Annotated in this window: 16 protein-coding genes and 1 tRNA gene; 5 read left to right on the top strand and 12 right to left on the bottom strand. The window is 74.0% G+C overall.

Annotated elements, in window-relative coordinates:
* The gene (locus ACI78V_RS16090) at positions 1-1,974 is read right to left on the bottom strand and encodes a putative bifunctional diguanylate cyclase/phosphodiesterase (protein WP_456852472.1); all 1,974 of its coding nucleotides are present in this window, start codon (positions 1,972-1,974) and stop codon (positions 1-3) included.
* 212 nt (positions 1,975-2,186) lie between these two features.
* On the opposite strand from ACI78V_RS16090, the gene ACI78V_RS16085 reads away from it, so the two are divergent.
* Positions 2,187-3,227, top strand: coding sequence for an LLM class flavin-dependent oxidoreductase (locus tag ACI78V_RS16085; RefSeq protein ID WP_456852470.1), 1,041 nt, complete (start codon positions 2,187-2,189; stop codon positions 3,225-3,227).
* Between the two features lie 67 nt (positions 3,228-3,294).
* Here ACI78V_RS16085 and ACI78V_RS16080 read toward each other — a convergent pair whose 3' ends face one another.
* Both ACI78V_RS16080 and ACI78V_RS16075 read right to left on the bottom strand, forming a co-directional pair.
* Positions 3,295-3,993, bottom strand: coding sequence for a DUF4333 domain-containing protein (locus ACI78V_RS16080; RefSeq protein ID WP_456852468.1), 699 nt, complete (start codon positions 3,991-3,993; stop codon positions 3,295-3,297).
* Between the two features lie 237 nt (positions 3,994-4,230).
* Positions 4,231-4,303, bottom strand: a tRNA-Arg gene (locus ACI78V_RS16075).
* Positions 4,304-4,634: 331 nt separating this feature from the next.
* Here ACI78V_RS16075 and ACI78V_RS16070 point away from each other — a divergent pair.
* From ACI78V_RS16070 to ACI78V_RS16060, 3 genes are all read left to right on the top strand, one after another.
* Positions 4,635-5,168, top strand: a complete 534-nt coding sequence (locus ACI78V_RS16070; RefSeq protein WP_456852466.1) for a single-stranded DNA-binding protein — start codon at positions 4,635-4,637, stop codon at positions 5,166-5,168.
* Between the two features lie 102 nt (positions 5,169-5,270).
* Positions 5,271-6,941 (top strand): energy-dependent translational throttle protein EttA, encoded by a 1,671-nt coding sequence (gene ettA / locus ACI78V_RS16065; protein ID WP_456852464.1) that lies wholly within the window; start codon positions 5,271-5,273, stop codon positions 6,939-6,941.
* 260 nt (positions 6,942-7,201) lie between these two features.
* Positions 7,202-7,618 (top strand): acyl-CoA thioesterase, encoded by a 417-nt coding sequence (locus ACI78V_RS16060; protein ID WP_456852463.1) that lies wholly within the window; start codon positions 7,202-7,204, stop codon positions 7,616-7,618.
* A gap of 19 nt (positions 7,619-7,637) precedes the next feature.
* Here the strand turns inward: ACI78V_RS16060 and ACI78V_RS16055 are convergent, their stop codons facing one another.
* The 9 genes from ACI78V_RS16055 to ACI78V_RS16015 form a co-directional block, all read right to left on the bottom strand.
* Positions 7,638-8,078 (bottom strand): YccF domain-containing protein, encoded by a 441-nt coding sequence (locus tag ACI78V_RS16055; protein ID WP_456852461.1) that lies wholly within the window; start codon positions 8,076-8,078, stop codon positions 7,638-7,640.
* Positions 8,079-8,162: 84 nt separating this feature from the next.
* Complete coding sequence (locus ACI78V_RS16050; RefSeq protein WP_456852460.1) at positions 8,163-8,705, bottom strand: MOSC domain-containing protein; 543 nt, start codon at positions 8,703-8,705, stop codon at positions 8,163-8,165.
* Entirely contained in the window at positions 8,702-9,349 is a 648-nt protein-coding gene (locus ACI78V_RS16045; protein WP_456852458.1) for an energy-coupling factor transporter transmembrane component T family protein, read from the bottom strand. The genes ACI78V_RS16050 and ACI78V_RS16045 overlap by 4 nt, the downstream gene beginning before the upstream one ends.
* A complete protein-coding gene (locus ACI78V_RS16040) occupies positions 9,349-10,080 on the bottom strand; it encodes an energy-coupling factor ABC transporter ATP-binding protein (protein WP_456852456.1) in 732 nt (243 codons plus the stop codon). Before ACI78V_RS16040 ends, ACI78V_RS16045 begins: the two co-directional genes overlap by 1 nt.
* An 8-nt stretch (positions 10,081-10,088) precedes the next feature.
* Positions 10,089-10,655: a biotin transporter BioY gene (locus ACI78V_RS16035; protein WP_456852454.1), complete on the bottom strand. Its 567-nt coding sequence runs from the start codon at positions 10,653-10,655 to the stop codon at positions 10,089-10,091.
* Positions 10,656-10,808: 153 nt separating this feature from the next.
* Entirely contained in the window at positions 10,809-12,401 is a 1,593-nt protein-coding gene (locus tag ACI78V_RS16030) for a glycoside hydrolase family 13 protein (protein WP_456852452.1), read from the bottom strand.
* 100 nt (positions 12,402-12,501) lie between these two features.
* Positions 12,502-12,936, bottom strand: coding sequence for a globin (locus ACI78V_RS16025; protein ID WP_456852450.1), 435 nt, complete (start codon positions 12,934-12,936; stop codon positions 12,502-12,504).
* Entirely contained in the window at positions 12,933-14,168 is a 1,236-nt protein-coding gene (locus ACI78V_RS16020) for an MFS transporter (protein WP_456852448.1), read from the bottom strand. Before ACI78V_RS16020 ends, ACI78V_RS16025 begins: the two co-directional genes overlap by 4 nt.
* Before the next feature lie 77 nt (positions 14,169-14,245).
* Entirely contained in the window at positions 14,246-15,262 is a 1,017-nt protein-coding gene (locus ACI78V_RS16015) for a mechanosensitive ion channel family protein (protein WP_456852446.1), read from the bottom strand.
* Positions 15,263-15,491: 229 nt separating this feature from the next.
* Between ACI78V_RS16015 and ACI78V_RS16010 the strand changes: the two genes are divergently transcribed.
* On the top strand, positions 15,492-16,481 hold the full coding sequence (locus ACI78V_RS16010) for an ABC transporter substrate-binding protein (RefSeq protein WP_456852444.1): 990 nt from the start codon (positions 15,492-15,494) through the stop codon (positions 16,479-16,481).
* The last annotated feature ends 47 nt before the right edge of the window (positions 16,482-16,528 follow it).

Below are 16,528 nucleotides of genomic sequence, written 5' to 3'. Positions count from 1 at the left end.
TCAGGGCTGGTCCGGCGCCTCGGCCGGGTCGCTCCCCGGGTCGTCGTCAGCCGCGGGGGCGTCGTCGGCCTGCGGCTCGCGGACCAGCCGCAGCGCCGGCCCGGACGGCGGGCCGGTCTCCAGCGCCGGGTCGGTGTACTCGAGCTCCTCCACGACCAGTGCGTGCTCGGCGGCCAGGACGTCCTCGACGGTGACCGTGCCGGGCGGCATCGTCCCCGCCAGCTCGACGTCCTCGGTGGTCGGGGCGGGGCCGGGCAGCGGCGCCGGGCGGCCGAAGGCGTAGCCCTGCGCCATCACGCAGCCGTGCTCGCGCAGCCAGTCGGCCTGGTCGAGGTCCTCGATGCCCTCGGCGATGACCTGCAGGCCCATGCCCAGGCCGAGCTGGACCAGTCCCTGGACCAGGGCCGCGGTCGAGGGCTCGGTGACCACGTCGGCGACGAACGAGCGGTCGATCTTCACCGTGTGGATGGGCAGCCGGTGCAGTGCGGTGATCGCCGAGTAGCCGGTGCCGAAGTCGTCCAGGGCGAGCGTGACGCCGGCGTCGGTCACCTCCGACACCGCCTGCAGGGTGGCCTCGGCGGCGAACAGCGCCGTCGACTCGGTGATCTCCAGCTCCAGGCGCTCCGGGGGGAGCCCGGACTCGGCGAGGGCGTCGGTCACCAGCTCGGCGAAGCCGGGCTCGGCCAGGTGCCGGGCGGAGATGTTGACGTGCACGCGCAACCCGGCCGGCCAGGTGGCGGCGTCCACGCACGCGCGGCGCAGCACCCACGCGCCGAGCTTGGAGGTCAGCCGGTTGTCCTCGGCCGCGGCCATGAACGCGCCCGGCGGCAGCAGCCCTCGCGTGGGGTGCTCCCAGCGGATGAGCGCCTCGTAGCCGAGCAGCGTCTCGTCGGCCAGGGCCACGATCGGCTGGTAGAACAGCCGCAGCTCGTCGGAGTCGAGGGCGTGGCGCAGGTCGGCCTCGAGCTGGAGCTGGTCGACCTCGCTGTCGCTGAGCACCCCGTCGTGCACCTCGATGCGGGCACGGCTGCCGTCGGACTTCGCCCGGGCCAGCGCGTTGTGCGCCTGGCGCAGCAGGTCGTCGGGGGCGACGTCGTTGCCGAGGGTGAGGCCCACGCTGGCCGACAGCACGATCTCGCGCTCGCCGATGAGGAACGGGTCGTCGAGCACCGACAGCAGCCGGTCGGCCAGCGCGCGCAGGCCGTCGAGGTCCTCGACGTCCTCGGCGAGGATGAGGAACTCGTCGGCGCCCAGGCGCACGGCGGTGTCCTCCACCCGGGTGCTCCACCGCAGCCGGTCGGCGACCTGGGTGAGCAGCTGGTCGCCGGCCTCGTGGCCGAGGACGTCGTTGACCGCCTGGAACCGGTCCAGGTCGAGGTGCACCAGCCCGACCTGCAGCCCGCGCCGGCGGGACAGGGCCAGTGCGTGGTTGAGCCGCTCGCCCAGGGCCCGGCGGTTGGGCAGGCCGGTCAGCGGGTCGGTGTACGCGCGGCGGACGAGGTCCTCCTCCGCGTGGCGGCGGTCGGTGACGTCGACCAGCGACAGGACGACGAAGTGCGGCGCGCCGGTGCTGGTGTGGATCACCTCGTGGGACTGCATCGCCCACAGCTCGCTGTTGTCGGCGCGGCGCAACCGCCGCTCGCCGTCCAACCGCAGCCACGGGTCCAGCGGACCCTCGGGCGCCGGCGGCAGGTCGGGGACCGGCGCCTCGTCGGGGTGGGCGAGCAGGTCGACGTGCCGGCCGACGAGGTCCTCCGCGGTGCGCCCGGTCATCGAGCACAGCGCCTCGTTCACCACGAGGAAGTGGCCGTCGAGGTCGACCAGTGCCTTGGGGATCGGCGCGGCGAGGAACAGCGCGCGGAAGAGCTGGCCGCGGTCGGCGAGCAGGGTGTCGATGGCGCGGAGTCGCGAGCCGGCGGCGGCGCCGGGGGTGCCTGCCCGGGGCCGCGGTACGTCGGGGGCGCTCAGGTTCACCGGTCCAGGGTGAGGGACCGACGGCGTCAAGTGACGGAACCTCTCGTCGGAGAGTCGTGGTCAATCGACCACATTGCGTGACGACAAGGGGCGGTGGCGGCGCAGGTGACGGATGTGACGGGCGTGTGGCCGTCGTCCCCCGTCGGGATGGTGGAGGAACACCCGGTCGGTCCGCCGCGCTTGCCTCCCCGGACGACGAGAGAGGTGGAGTGATGGACGGCTTCCCGAAGCGGATCGGTTTCCTGTCCTTCGGGCACTGGCAGCCGATCCCCGGATCACGGGTGCGCACCGGGCGGGACGCCCTGGTGCAGAGCGTGGAGCTGGCGGTCGCCGCCGAGGAGCTCGGCGTGGACGGTGCGTTCGTCCGGGTGCACCACTTCGCCCGGCAGCTGGCCTCCCCGTTCCCCCTGCTCGCGGCGATGGCCGCGCGGACGAGCCGGATCGAGGTCGGCACCGGCGTGATCGACATGCGGTACGAGAACCCGCTGTACATGGCCGAGGAGGCCGCCGCGACCGACCTGCTGGCCGACGGCCGGCTGCAGCTCGGCATCAGCCGGGGGTCACCCGAAACGGCGCTCCGCGGCTCGGAGGCGTTCGGGTACGTCCCGCCCGAGGGGTCCTCGGACGGCGACATGGCCCGGCAGAAGACCGCCCTGTTCCTCGCCGCGATCTCCGGTCAGCCGGTGGTGGACGCCGATCCCCGGACGACCGGCGGGACGACCGGCCGGCTCGCCGTCCAGCCGCAGTCGCCGGGCCTGGCCGAGCGCATCTGGTGGGGGTCGGGCACCCGCGCGACCGCCGAGTGGACGGCGCGGCAGGGCCTGAACCTGATGAGCTCCACGCTGCTGGTCGAGGACACCGGCGTGCCGTTCGACGAGCTGCAGGCCGAGCAGATCGCCCGCTACCGGGCGGCCTGGGCCGACGCCGGCTGGAAGCGGACTCCGCGGGTGTCGGTCAGCCGCAGCGTGATGCCGATCGTGACCGACCTGGACCGGCAGTACTTCGGGGAGCGGTCGGGGGAGGACCAGGTGGGCCTGCTCGAGGGCGTGCGCGCCCGGTTCGGCAAGAGCTACGTCGGCGAGCCCGACCAGCTGGCCGAGGAGCTGGCCAAGGACGCGGCCGTCCGCGAGGCCGACACCCTGCTGCTGACGGTGCCGAACATGCTGGGCGTCGACTACAACGCCCGCCTGCTGGAGACGATCGTGCGGCACGTGGCCCCGGCGATCGGCTGGGTCCCTCCCGCCGAGCGCTGACCCCGCTGCGCACAGGGCGGTGCCGCCGGGGCCCGCCCGGCGGCACCGCCCTGTGTCCTCGCTGCGGTCAGGCGACCTCGTAGGTGACGGCGCCGGCCTCGTCGACCGTGGCCAGGACGTCGATGCTGTCGGTGCTGTCCTCGGCGTTGGCCACCGTGCAGGGGATCGGCGTGCCCGTGGCGCCGACGAGCACGCTGCGGCCCTCGGTCTCGCAGGTCGCGACGGCCTCGACCCCGGCCTCGTCGCCCACCTGCCGGGCCAGGGACTGCTCCACGGTGGCGACGACGACGAGCATCTCGTCGCTCTCGATCTGGACGTTGCCCTCGTCGTCGGTCTGCTCGACGGTGAAGCCGATCGGCTGGCCCTCCAGCGTGGCGGTGCAGGAGAACGTGCCGCCGGCCTCCGCCTCGACGTCCTCGGGGCAGGACACGTCGGCCGCCGCCACCCCCACCTGCTCCTCGGTGAGCGCGGCGATCTGCCGCTCGGCCTCGGCGGTGTCGATGGTCGTCGTGCCGAACAGGAAGAGCGCTCCGACCGCGAGGCCCGCGATGAGGACGAGCGCGCCGATGACCGAACCGACGATCGCGCCGGTCCGCGTGCGCGGCGCGGGCGCCTGCGGTGCCCCGGAGCCGGTGGGCGGGGGGCCGAAGCCGGTCGGCGGGGGGCCGAACGGCGGCTGGCCGTACGGGGCGGCCGGCTGACCGGGCGCGCCGGCCGGCGGGAACGGCGGCTGCGGGTAGCCGGGGTCCTGGATCTGCTGGGTCATGGTTCCTCCTCCAACGGGGCTCGGGAGAACCGTGGAGGGGAGGTCTTTCGCCGCACTTGACGCTGCCTGGTGCGGGACTTGCAGCGCTCCTCAAGCCGCCACCCGGCCGGGGGAACGAGGGGATCTGCGGAGCGGTGTACGACCCCGGCAGCGTTCTCCTGGTGCCGCCGAGCGGGGGAGGCGTGGGCGACCTGGACTCTCCGCCTCTCCCTGGTCGGGCCCTGGCCCTGAGGAGAGCGCGCCCGGCAGGGATCGAACCTGCGACCAAGTGCTTAGAAGGCACCTGCTCTATCCGCTGAGCTACGGGCGCTCGGGTGCCGATCATCGCACCCACTCCGGCCACCCGCGGCCCGCCGGGTCCGGCGCGGCGGCGCCCGGTGCGCCCGGGTGTCGTGGTGGCGGACTACGTCCGGGTCCACGCCTCCCGCGCGTGGGCGGTGCGTGAGCCAGGCAGCGGAGCGGGTCACCCCGGCAGTCCAGCAGGTCCCGGTGGTCCGGCGGTCCCGGTCGTCCACAGGCGCCGATGCCGTCCACAGATGCCGGCCGACGCTGCCGGACCGGCGCTGCGGCATCGAGGGTCGGTCGCACACCGGCAGCGCGCCGGCCGCGCCGATCCCGGCGCAGCATCCCCGAGGAGCACCGTGAACGACACCACCGTCACCGTGGTCGGCAACGTCGTCGACTCACCCCGCCGGTACCGCCCGGAGGGCGGCACCCCGGTGACCAACTTCCGCATGGCCTCCACGGCCCGCCGCTTCGACAGCCGCAGCCAGGAGTTCGTCGACTCCGGCACGTTCTGGGTCGACGTCGAGTGCTGGAACGACCTGTCGGGCAACGTCTCCGGCAGCATCAGCAAGGGCGATCCGGTGATCGTCCACGGCACGCTCACCACGCACAGCTGGGAGTCCGACAACGGCCGCCGCAGCACGCCGCGGATCCGTGCCTCCGCCGTCGGGCCGAACCTCGCCCGGGGCACGTCCGCGTTCACGCGCACGCGGCCCGGCCGCCCGGCCGAGACCGGTGACGGCCCCGCCGCGGCGGCGCTGCGCCCCGCCGGGGGCGGCCTCGCGACGGAGGCCGACATCCCGGTGGCCGGGCGGGACTACGTGGACGCCGCCGAGACGTTGCACGGGGTGGACGCCACCGACCTCGTCCCGGAGCCCGCGCACGTCTAGTCGCCCGGGCTGGGAGGATCGGGGCGAGAACGCACGGGGGCGGGCCGGCAGACGGCCGGCCCGCCCTCCACTCGCGAATCGACGGAAGGCCTGCGAAGCCCAGTGGCTCAGTACATCTACACGATGGTGCGTGCGCGCAAGGCGCACGGCGACAAGGTGATCCTGGACGACGTCACCCTGTCGTTCCTGCCCGGCGCCAAGATCGGCGTCGTCGGCCCGAACGGCGCCGGCAAGTCGACCGTGCTCCAGATCATGGCCGGCATGCAGCAGCCCTCCAACGGCGAGGCCATGCTCGCGCCGGAGGCCTCGGTCGGCATCCTGCTGCAGGAGCCGCCGCTGAACGAGGAGCTCGACGTGCGCGGCAACGTCGAGGAGGCGGTCAAGCCGCTGCGCGATGCGCTGCGCCGCTTCGAGGAGGTCAGCGCGGCGATGGGGGAGCCCGACGCCGACTTCGACGCGCTGCTCGCGGAGCAGGGCGAGCTCATGGAGGTCATCGAGAACCACGACGGCTGGGAGCTCGACGCCCGTATCGAGCAGGCCATGGACGCGCTGCGCTGCCCGCCGGGCGACGCCGACGTCACCGTTCTCTCCGGGGGTGAGCGGCGCCGCGTCGCGCTGTGCAAGCTGCTGCTCGAGGCGCCGGACCTGCTGCTGCTCGACGAGCCCACCAACCACCTCGACGCCGAGAGCGTGGCCTGGCTGGAGCAGCACCTGGAGAAGTACGCCGGCACCGTCGTCGCCGTCACCCACGACCGGTACTTCCTCGACAACGTCGCGCAGTGGATCCTCGAGCTCGACCGCGGCCGGGCCTACCCATATGAGGGCAACTACTCCACCTACCTGGAGACCAAGGCCGCCCGTCTCAAGGTCGAGGGTGCCAAGGACGCCAAGCGGCAGAAGCGGCTGGCCGACGAGCTGGAGTGGGTCCGGTCCGGAGCCAAGGCCCGGCAGGCCAAGAGCAAGGCCCGCCTGCAGCGCTACGAGGAGATGGCCGCCGAGGCCGAGAAGTACCGCAAGCTGGACTTCGAGGAGATCCAGATCCCGCCGGGCCCGCGTCTGGGCAACGTCGTGGTCGAGACGAAGAACCTGACCAAGGGCTTCGGCGACCGCCTGCTCATCGACGACCTGTCCTTCACGCTGCCGCGCAACGGCATCGTCGGCGTCGTCGGCCCGAACGGCGTCGGCAAGACCACGCTGTTCAAGATGCTGGTCGGTGAGGAGAAGCCGGACGACGGCGAGATCAAGGTCGGCGAGACGGTCAAGCTCTCCTACGTCGAGCAGAACCGCAGCGGCATCGACCCCAAGAAGACCCTGTGGGACGTCGTCTCCGACGGCCTGGACCACATCAAGGTCGGCAACGTGGAGATGCCGTCGCGGGCCTACGTCGCGGCCTTCGGGTTCAAGGGCCCCGACCAGCAGAAGCCGGCCGGTGTGCTGTCCGGGGGCGAGCGCAACCGCCTCAACCTCGCCCTGACCCTCAAGCAGGGTGGCAACCTGCTGCTGCTCGACGAGCCGACCAACGACCTCGACACCGAGACCCTGACCAGCCTCGAGGGCGCGCTGCTGGAGTTCCCCGGCTGCGCCGTCGTGGTCAGCCACGACCGCTGGTTCCTCGACCGGGTGGCGACGCACATCCTGGCCTACGAGGGCGAGTCCAAGTGGTTCTGGTTCGAGGGCAACTTCGCCGACTACGAGAAGAACAAGGTCGAGCGGCTCGGCCCCGAGGCGGCGCGTCCGCACCGGGCGACGTACCGGAAGCTGACCCGGGACTGACGGAGGACCCCGTCCTCCTCACCGTGGGAGGACCCCGTCCTCCCCACCCCTCGCACGCTCGGGGCGGGACCGGGGACGGGGCCACGGCGAGCCTCTGGACGGGGCCTGCAGGAGGTCGACCGACGGCCGGCCGGAGCACCCGCTCCGGCCGGCCGTCGCCGTCCTCGGACCCCGCTCGGGCCGGCCGTCCCCGCCCGTGGACCCGGTCCGCCCCGCGACCGTGTGCAGGGGCGCTGGGCCGGTACGGCAGGGTGGAGCCCGTGAGGCACACCGTGCGCGTCCCGATGCGCTGGTCGGACATGGACGCCTACCAGCACATCAACAACGTCGCCTTCCTGGGCTACTTCGAGATGGCGCGGGTGAACCTGTTCTTCGAGCACCCGACCCACGACTCGGAGACCGGCATGCGGCGCGGACTCGTCGTCGCCGGGCACGACATCCAGTACAAGCGCTCGGTGGTGTACGACGCCGAGCCGCTGGAGGTGCAGGTCTGGGTGTCCGGGATCCGCGCGGCGGCGTTCACCTGCCACTACGAGCTGTTCGACCACGGACAGCTCGCCGCCACCGGCAGCACCCTGCTGGTCCCCTTCGACTTCGCTCTCAACCGGCCGCGCCGCCTCACGTCCGGGGAGAAGGAGTTCCTCGCCCGCTGGACCGACGAGCCGTCCGCGGCCTGACCGGCACCGCCGTGCGGGCTCAGCGGGTGGGGGCCGCCTGCACCAGCCCCGAGCCGGCGCGCATCCAGTCCCGCGGGGGAGCGGTCGGCACCACCCGCTTCCCCAGCGGGAAGAGCCCGACCGCGGCCAGCTTGAACGAGGCGATGCCGAACGGGATGCCGACGACGGTGAGGCAGAACCCGATGCCGCTGACGACGTGCACCAGCGCCAGCCACCACCCCGCCACGAGGAACCACACCAGGTTGCCCAGCGCCGACGCAGCCCCGGCCCCGGGGGCCGGCACCGTCGTCCGGCCGAAGGGCCAGACCACGAAGCCCGCCAGCCGGAACGCGGCGATCCCGAACGGGATGGTGACGACCAGCAGGCACGCGACCAGGCCGGCCAGCGCGTAGGCCAGCGCCAGGATCCAGCCCTGGAGCACCAGCCAGACCAGGTTCAGCAACGTGCGCAGTGTGTCCACGTCTGTTCCACGGGCCGGGCGGCCGCGCGGTTCCTCCCTGGGAACATGCTGAGGGCGCTGACGACGCGCTGGACGACGGTCGGGTCAGCCGCCGACGACGCGTGGCACCGGGCGGGCCGCTCCCGTGGGCGCCCCCCGCCGGGCCGCCTCCTCCTCCGTCACCGGCCGTACCGGCGCGCCCTCGGCGATCGCCGCACCGGCGAACACCGCCGCGTTGATGCCGCCGCGGTGCACCATCGCCTTCACCAGCCGGGCCCCCGTCAGCCGTTCCAGGTGCGTGCACGGCGGGCAGCGCTTCATGCCGAACAGCAGCGCGTCCCCGACGGCGAACCAGCGGCCCACCAGCGACGGCAGGTCGATGCCGGCCGTGACCAGGTTGCGGCGGGTGTCTCCCGGCGTCAGCGGCACACCCGCCTCCGCGGCGACGGCGGCCACGTCGTCGGCGTCGATGAGCGTCAGCTGCTTCTCCAGGTCCGGGTACTGCGCCCAGGTGCCCCCGCCCAGGGCGTACCGGTCACCCTCGAGTCCCCGGCCGGCGAGCAGCCGGGCGGAGGCCACCCGCCGCATCGGCGCGGCCGCCGTCCCGGTCAGCCAGATCCCGGTCACGACGCCGGCCGTCCCGCTCACGCCGGCCCCACCGAGCCGGCGGCCCGACGCGACGGGCGCACCGGGGTGTCGTCGGCGCCCCGGGCGTCGAGCGCCTCGCTCAGCGTGTGCGCCAGCTGCAGCACCGAGATGACCAGCGGCACCAGCACGCCCAACCGCAGCCGCTCGGCGCCGCGTGCCGCCTGGGCCTCGCGGATCCGGGCTGCGCGGTCGGCGAGCAGCGGGATGAAGCGCAGGGTCATCGCGATCACCAGCCCGACCCGCGCGGGGCGCACCCCCACCACCCGCAGCGGTCCGGCCAGCCACTCCACGACCGCGACCAGCGCCGTCACCCGGGTGGTGGCGGTGACCACCGCGGCGGCCAGCACGAGGGTGAGCAGCCGCAGCACCGCGACCGCCCCGGGGAGCGGCCCGGTCACGAGCAGGTGGACGACGAACAGCGCGGCCAGCCACAACCACACCGGCCGGACCTGACCCCACAGCGCCCGCGCCGGCAGCCGCGCCACCAGCAGCCCGACCGCCAGCACGGCGACCAGCGCCGCCGCGACCACCTCGACCCGCGACACCACGAACAGCCCGACGCCCAGCGCCGCCAGCACGGCCAGCTTCAGGCCCGCCGGGGCGCGGTGCACCGGGCTGGTGCCCGGGAGGTACAGCGACAGCATCACCCCATCCTCGCCACGTACCAGGGCACCGTCTCGGCGGGGGAGCCGTCGGCGGCGACGCGGCCGTCCTCGAACACCAGCACCCGGTCGAACCCGGCCAGCAGGTCCAGGTGGTGGGTCACCACGACGACGTCCTGCTCCAACTCGTCGATCACCCGCGCGACCCGCCGGGTGTTGGCCAGGTCGAGCAACGTGGTCGGCTCGTCGAACACGATCCGCTCGGGCCGCATGACCAGCACGCCGGCGATGGCCAGCAGCTGCTTCTGGCCGCCGGAGAGCAGGTGCGCGGGGTGGTCGCGGTGCCCCTCCAGGCCGTAGCGCACCAGGACGTCGTCCACCCGGCGGGCGATCTCCTCGCCGGGGACACCCTGGTTGGTCGGCCCGAACGCGAGGTCCTCGGCGACCGTGGGGTGCACGATCTGGGCGTCGGGGTCCTGGAAGACGAAGCCGACCCGCCGCCGCACCTCCCGCGCCCGCGTCCGGGTGTCCAGGCCGTCGACGAGCACCGTGCCCGACGTCGGCACCACCAGCCCGTTGAGCAGCCGCGCGAAGGTGCTCTTGCCCGAGCCGTTGGCGCCGACGACACCGACCCGCGACTCGGTCAGGGTCAGCGAGACGTCGGCGAGCACGGTGCGGTCGCCGTACACGTGGACGACCTCGCGCAGCTCGACCGCCGTCCGCGGGAGGGTCTCCGCGGACGCCGCAGCGGCCCCGCGCCGTCCCCACCGCACGGCAGGGCTCAGCCGGCGGTGGCGCGCCGGGTCGGCAGCTCGATCACCGGGTACGCGCGGCGGACGGCGACCGCGACCACCGAGGCGGCCACCGCCTTGACCACGTCACCGGGGACGAACGCCAGCGAGCCGGTGAACGACGCCGACAGCGGGATGTCGGCGTACAGGCTGGTGAACGGGATGCCGATGGCGTAGATGACGACCACGCCACCGACGAGGTTGGCCACCAGCGCCCAGGCCAGGTTGAACCGCCGCCAGAACAGCTGGGTCAGCCAGCCGATGACGAAGGCGGCGATCGGCCAGCTGTAGAGGAAGCCCGCCGTCGGCCCGACGAAGACGCCCAGGCCGCCCCGGCCCCCCGACAGCACCGGTGCCCCGACCGCGACCACGGCGAGGAACACCAGCAGCGCCAGGCCGGCCCGGCGCGCGCCGAGGACCGAGCCGGCCAGCATCACGCCGAGGGTCTGCGCGGTGATCGGCACCGGGATCCCGGGCACGGGCACGGGCGGCAGCAGCCCCAGCACGGCCACGATCGCGGCGAAGAGCGCGACGTAGGCGAGGTCCCTGGTCTTCACGGTGTCTCCTCCCGCGGGCCCGACGTCGCGGCCCCCGGCGGAAGGTACCGGAGGGCGGGCGGACGGCTTCCCTGCAGGGGCCCTCCTCCGCGCGGGGCCCGCCAGGGGGCGGCCACCGGGACCCCTGCGAGCGGCAGCGGCGGGGAGGCCCCGTCAGGCCCGCAGCCAGACCGCGGCGTCCACCGGCAGCACCCCACCGGCGACCCCGGCACTGGCCAGCAGCACCTCGCCCTCGGGCAGCGGGATGTCGCCCGCCGAGAGGTTGAGCAGGCACACCAGACCACCGGGACGGCGGAACGCCAGGCAGCCCGCCGGCGCGGGCAGCCACTCCAGGGACTCCCCGGTGAACGCCGGCGACGTCCGCCGCAGCGCGAGCGCGGAGCGGTACAGCGCCAGCATCGAGCCGGGGTCGGCCGCCTGGGCCTCCACGGTCAGCGGACCCCAGCCCTCGGGCATGGGCAGCCACGTCTCGCGGCGGGAGGAGAAGCCGTACGAGGGCTCGTCGCCCGACCACGGGACCGGGATGCGGCAGGCGTCGCGGCCCCGTTCGGCGTGGCCGGAGCGCTCCCAGATCGGGTCCTGCAGCGCCTCGTCGGGCAGCTCGACGTCGGGCATGCCCAGCTCGTCGCCGTTGTAGACGTAGGCCGCGCCGGGCAGGGCCAGCTGCAGCAGCGCCGCCGCCCGGGCCCGCCGGGTGCCCACCTCGCCGCCGCCGTAGCGGGTGACGTGCCGGGGGCGGTCGTGGTTGGACAGCACCCAGCAGGCGGGGGCGGGGGTGCCCGCCACGGTGGTCAGCGAGTGGACGACGGCGTCGCGCAGTTCGTCGACCGACCAGTCCGAGGTCAGCAGCTTGAAGTTGAACGCCAGCTGCAGCTCGTCCGGCCGCAGGTACCGGGCGAGGCGGTCGTCGTCGGAGACCCACACCTCGCCGACCGCCATCGTCGCGGGGTACTCGTCGAGCACCGCCCGGATGTGCCGGTGGACCTCGTGCACGCCGTCGTCGTCGAACCGGTGGTCCCCGGGTCCGTGGTCGTCGAGCAGCCCGGTGTCCTCCATCGGCTCCATGTCCGGCAGGCCGGCGGGCTTGGCCATGCCGTGGGCGACGTCGATGCGGAAGCCGTCGACGCCGCGGTCGAGCCAGAACCGCATCGTCGTCTCGAGGTCGGCCAGCACCTCGGCGTCGGTGAAGTCCAGGTCGGGCTGCTCGGGCGCGAAGATGTGCATGTACCACTGGCCGTCGGGCACCCGGCTCCACGCGGGCCCGCCGAACACCGAGGGCCAGTTGTTCGGCGGCTCCGCGCCGTCCGGGCCCCGGCCGTCGCGGAAGATGTACCGCGCCCGCTCGCGTGAGCCGGGGGCGGCGGCCAGCGCAGCCCGGAACCACTCGTGCTGGTGTGAGCTGTGGTTGGGCACCAGGTCCACGGTCACCCGGATGCCGGCGGCGTGGGCCTCGGCCAGCAGCGCGTCGAACCCGGCGAGGTCGCCGAAGACCGGCTCGACGTCGCGCGGGTCGGCCACGTCGTACCCGTGGTCGGCCATGGGGGAGGGGTAGAACGGCGTGATCCACAGCGCGTCGACGCCGAGCTCCACCAGGTGCGGCAGGCGCGCCCGGATGCCGGCGAGGTCGCCGACGCCGTCGCCGTTCCCGTCGGCGAAGCTGCGGATGTAGACCTGGTAGAACACCGCGTCGCGCCACCAGTCGGCGTCGGTGCGGCGGAACGGGCGGGCAGGGGTGTCCGGGCTCACCGGGCTCCTCGGGGTCGTGCGGGCGGGTGGCCTGCGGCCGCGGCCCCGCTGCAGGCACCCGCCGCGGGCCTGCGAGCGGCGGGGGCAGCGGGGTCCTCCGTCAGGCGGGGGAGAGTCCGCCGGGCGCGTCGTCGGGCCAGCGGTTCTGCATGCTGAGGGCAGCCATCTCCAGATAACCCCACAGCGTCGCGTCCTGCTCGGCGGGGAGCTCGAGGGAGTCCACGGCGTCGCGCATGTGCGCCAGCCACGCGTCGCGCTCGGCCGGGCCGATGGCGAACGGCGCGTGCCGCATCCGCAGCCGGGGGTGCCCGCGTTCCTGCGAGTACGTCGTGGGCCCGCCCCAGTACTGCTCGAGGAACCTCCGCAGCCGGGTCTCCGCGCCGTCCCAGTCGTCCTGCGGGTAGAGCGGCGCCAGCACCGGGTCGGTGCGCACCCCGGCGTAGAAGCGGGCCACCAGCCGCCGGAAGGTCGGCTCGCCGCCGACCTCGTCGTAGAACGTCCGGGCCGAGGGCAGGGACCGGCTGGACTGGCTCATGACCCCGATGGTCCCGCAGGCCCGCCACCGGCTGCCACGTGACCCTGCGTACGTCGGTAGGCCAGCAGCGGCGGGAGGACGGCGACCAGGCCGACCGCGCCGAGCAGCGCCCACACCCCACCGGCCGGCAGTCCCTCGGCCGCGAGGCCGGCGAGGAGCACCCCCAGGCCCTGGACGCCGTACAGCCCGCTGGCCGCGACCCCGAAGGCGCGGCCGCGGTAGGCCTGCGGCACGGCCTGCACGAAGGCGACGTTGAGCGGGATGACCCAGGCCGCGCCCAGGCCGGCCACGAACGTCAGCGCGACCACGACCGCGTAGGCGCCGCGTCCCGGGTCGGCCCACACCGCGACCACCCCGGCGAGCAGCACCGGGGCCAGTGACAGCAGTACCAGGGCCGGCACCAGCCGTTCGCGGCGGTCCTGGGTGAGGGCGCGGGCCACCAGCAGCCCGCCGACGGTCACGCCCAGCGGGTTGGCCGCGAGCAGCAGGCCGACCTGGGTGGCGCCCTCCCCGAGCCCGTCGACCAGCGGCGTGACGATGCCCTCCGGGGCGTTGGCGAACAGGGTGCCGACCCAGGTGAGGGCGATGATGGCGCGCAGCCGGGGGGTGCGCGCGATGAGCCGCAGCCCCTCGCCGGTGCCCCGCCACATCGACCGCGGGGCGTCTCCGTGGCCGTCGTCGGGGGCCGGCCGGGGCCGCAACCGGGCCTTCAGCCAGCAGGCCGACGCGAGGAAGGTGGCGGCGTCGAGCAGCAGCACCGCCGACGGGCTGAGCAGCGCCACCAGGATGCCGCCGGCGAGGAAGCCCGCCATCTGGGCGACCTGGGAGCCGATGTTGGTCAGCGAGGTGGCGACCGCGTAGCGGTCGCCGTCGAGCACGTCGGCCATCAGGGCCGAGCGCGCCGACTCGAACGGGGGTGCGCACAGCGCGACGAGCAGCAGCAGGGCCAGCAGCACCCCGAGCGGCGTGCCGGGGACGGCCATGCCGACGACCAGCAGGGCCCGGGCGAGGTCGGTGGAGATGAGCACCCGGTGGCGGGGCAGCCGGTCGGCCAGGGTCGACAGCAGCGGGCCGCCGACCAGCCACGGCAGGTAGCTGATGCCGAAGGTGATCGCCGAGAGCAGCGGGGAGGAGGTGCGCTGGTAGACCAGGACGGTCAGCGCGACGCGGGCGAGCTCGTCGCCGATCGTCGACAGCAGGTAGCTGCCGGCGAGCGGCCGGAACTCCCGCACGGCGAAGACCTCACGGAAGGTCGCCGGGCGGGCCCGCGTGGCGCCGGCCGGGCTCCGGCCCGCCGGCGCACCCCCGGTCAGCGGGCTCCTGCCCCGGCGCCGGACGCCGCGCTCAGCAGCGGGAGCGGGGTGCGGATGCCCTCGGCGACGAAGCGCTCCTTGAGCCGCATGCGCAGCTCCCGCCCGACCCGCCACTGCTCGGCGTTGGTGCTGCGCACCTGCAGCCGCATGAAGACGCCCTCCGAGGTGATCTGTTCCACCCCCAGGGACTCCGGGGCCGCCAGCAGGGCGGCGGCCCACTCCTCCTCGGCGTACATCTCGTCGGCCACCTCCTGCATGATCGCCCGGCAGCCCTCCAGGTCGGTGTCGTGGGCGACGGGCATGTCGATGACCACCTGCGCATAGCCCTGGCTCTTGTTGCCCACCCGCAGGATCTCGCCGTTGCGGGCGTACCAGACCACGCCGTTCACGTCGCGCAGCCGGGTGATGCGCAGGCCGACCGCCTCGACGGTGCCGCTGGCCTCACCCAGGTCGACGACGTCGCCGACGCCGTACTGGTCCTCGAGGATGATGCCGATCCCGGCGATGAAGTCCTTCACCAGGTTCTGCGCGCCGAACCCGAGCGCGACACCCACGACACCGGCGCTGGCGAGGATGGGGGCCAGGTTGATCCCCAGCTCGCCGAGCACGAGCACCACCGCGATGCCCAGCACCACGATCGAGGCGGAGGACCGCAGGGCCGAGCCGATGGCCTCGGCCCGCTGCGTGCGCCGGGCGGCGAGCTGTTCGAGCGCGTCACCCGGGGTCGTGGCGCGGGCCCGCCGTCCCCGCAGGATCGTGGGGACGGCGCCGGTGGCGGTCCGCTCGGTCAGCCGGCGGATGGCGCGGTGGAGCAGGAACCGGACCAGCGTGGCGACCACCACGATCAGCAGGATCTTCGCCGGCTTGGCGATCAGGGCCTGCGCGTTCTCGGCGAGCCAGTCCAGACCGAACCAGTCGTAGACCTGCTGGCAGAGCCAGTAGTCGGCGCAGTCGGGAACGGACCCGGTGAGGCTGTCATCGGCAGCAGCGAGCACGGACGGTGAAGCAGTCATCACGCAAATACTCTCAGGTTCGACGCCCGGAAGGGGATCACACCGGGCGCCCGTCGGCCCCTCGGGAGAGGTCTCGGCCACGGTCCGGTACCGGACCGGGCACGAACCGGTAAAGGCCCGGAGGGGCGTGTTGACGTGACTTCTGCGACGACCTAGCGTCCGCCGCCGACCATGCGCCGGAAACGCGGTCGACACGCGTCCGGCACGAAAGCAGTTCCCAGGAGGACCAGTGCGTCGAAGTGTGATCAGCCTCGCCCTGGCGAGCACCGTGGTGCTCGCCGCGTGCGGAGGCGGGGACGAGGGGTCCGCCGGTGGCAGTGGCAGTGGTGGGGGCGGTGGCGAGGGCGGCGGTCTGACCGCGATCCGCGTGGGCGCCATCCCGATCGTGGACGTCGCCCCGCTCTACCTCGGCATCCAGCAGGGCATCTTCGAGGACGCCGGCCTCGAGGTGGAGCCCTTCCTCGCCCAGGGCGGCGCGGCCATCGTGCCGGCGGTCGTCAACGGCGAGGCGCAGTTCGGCTTCTCCAACATCACCAGCCTCCTGCAGGCCACGGGGCGCGGCGTCCCGCTGGCCCTGGTGGCCCCGGGCCCGGGTGCCACCGGCAACGCCGAGGACGACTTCGCCGCCGTCGTCGTGCCGACCGACAGCCCGATCCAGACGTCGGCCGACCTGGCCGGCAAGCGCGTGGCGATCAACTCGATCAACAACATCAGCGACACCGTCGTCCGCGAGAGCGTGCGGCAGGCCGGTGGCGACCCCGAGAGCATCCAGTTCGTCGAGATCCCGTTCCCCGACATGCCGGCCGCGGTGAGCACCGGCCAGGTCGACGCGGCGTTCGCCGTCGAGCCGTCGGCCACCGTCGGTGAGAGCCAGGGCCTGCGCCGGGTGTCGGCCCCGTACACCGAGACCGACGACGACCTCACCGTGGCCGGGTACTTCACCTCCGACCAGTACGCGGCGGAGAACCCCGACGTCGTCGAGGCCTTCACCGAGGCGATGATCGAGGCCCAGGAGTACGCCCAGGCCAACCCCGACCAGGTGCGCCAGGTGCTGGGCGAGTACACCCAGATCTCGCCCGAGATCGCCCAGGAGCTGACGCTGCCGACGTTCCAGAGCGAGATCAACCGGGAGTCCGTCGAGCTCCTGCTCCAGCTCGGCGAGCAGGACGGGATCATCGAGGGCGACGTCGAGCTCGACCAGCTGTACTTCGAGAACTGAGCAAGGACCCCTGCGGGGTCCCGCCACCCGCGAGCTCGCGGCGGGAC

The sequence above is a fragment of the Geodermatophilus sp. SYSU D00742 genome, assembly GCF_054049935.1.
The sequence above is the reverse complement of the archived record's forward strand: the minus strand, read 5'-3'. Positions and strand labels throughout refer to the sequence as shown.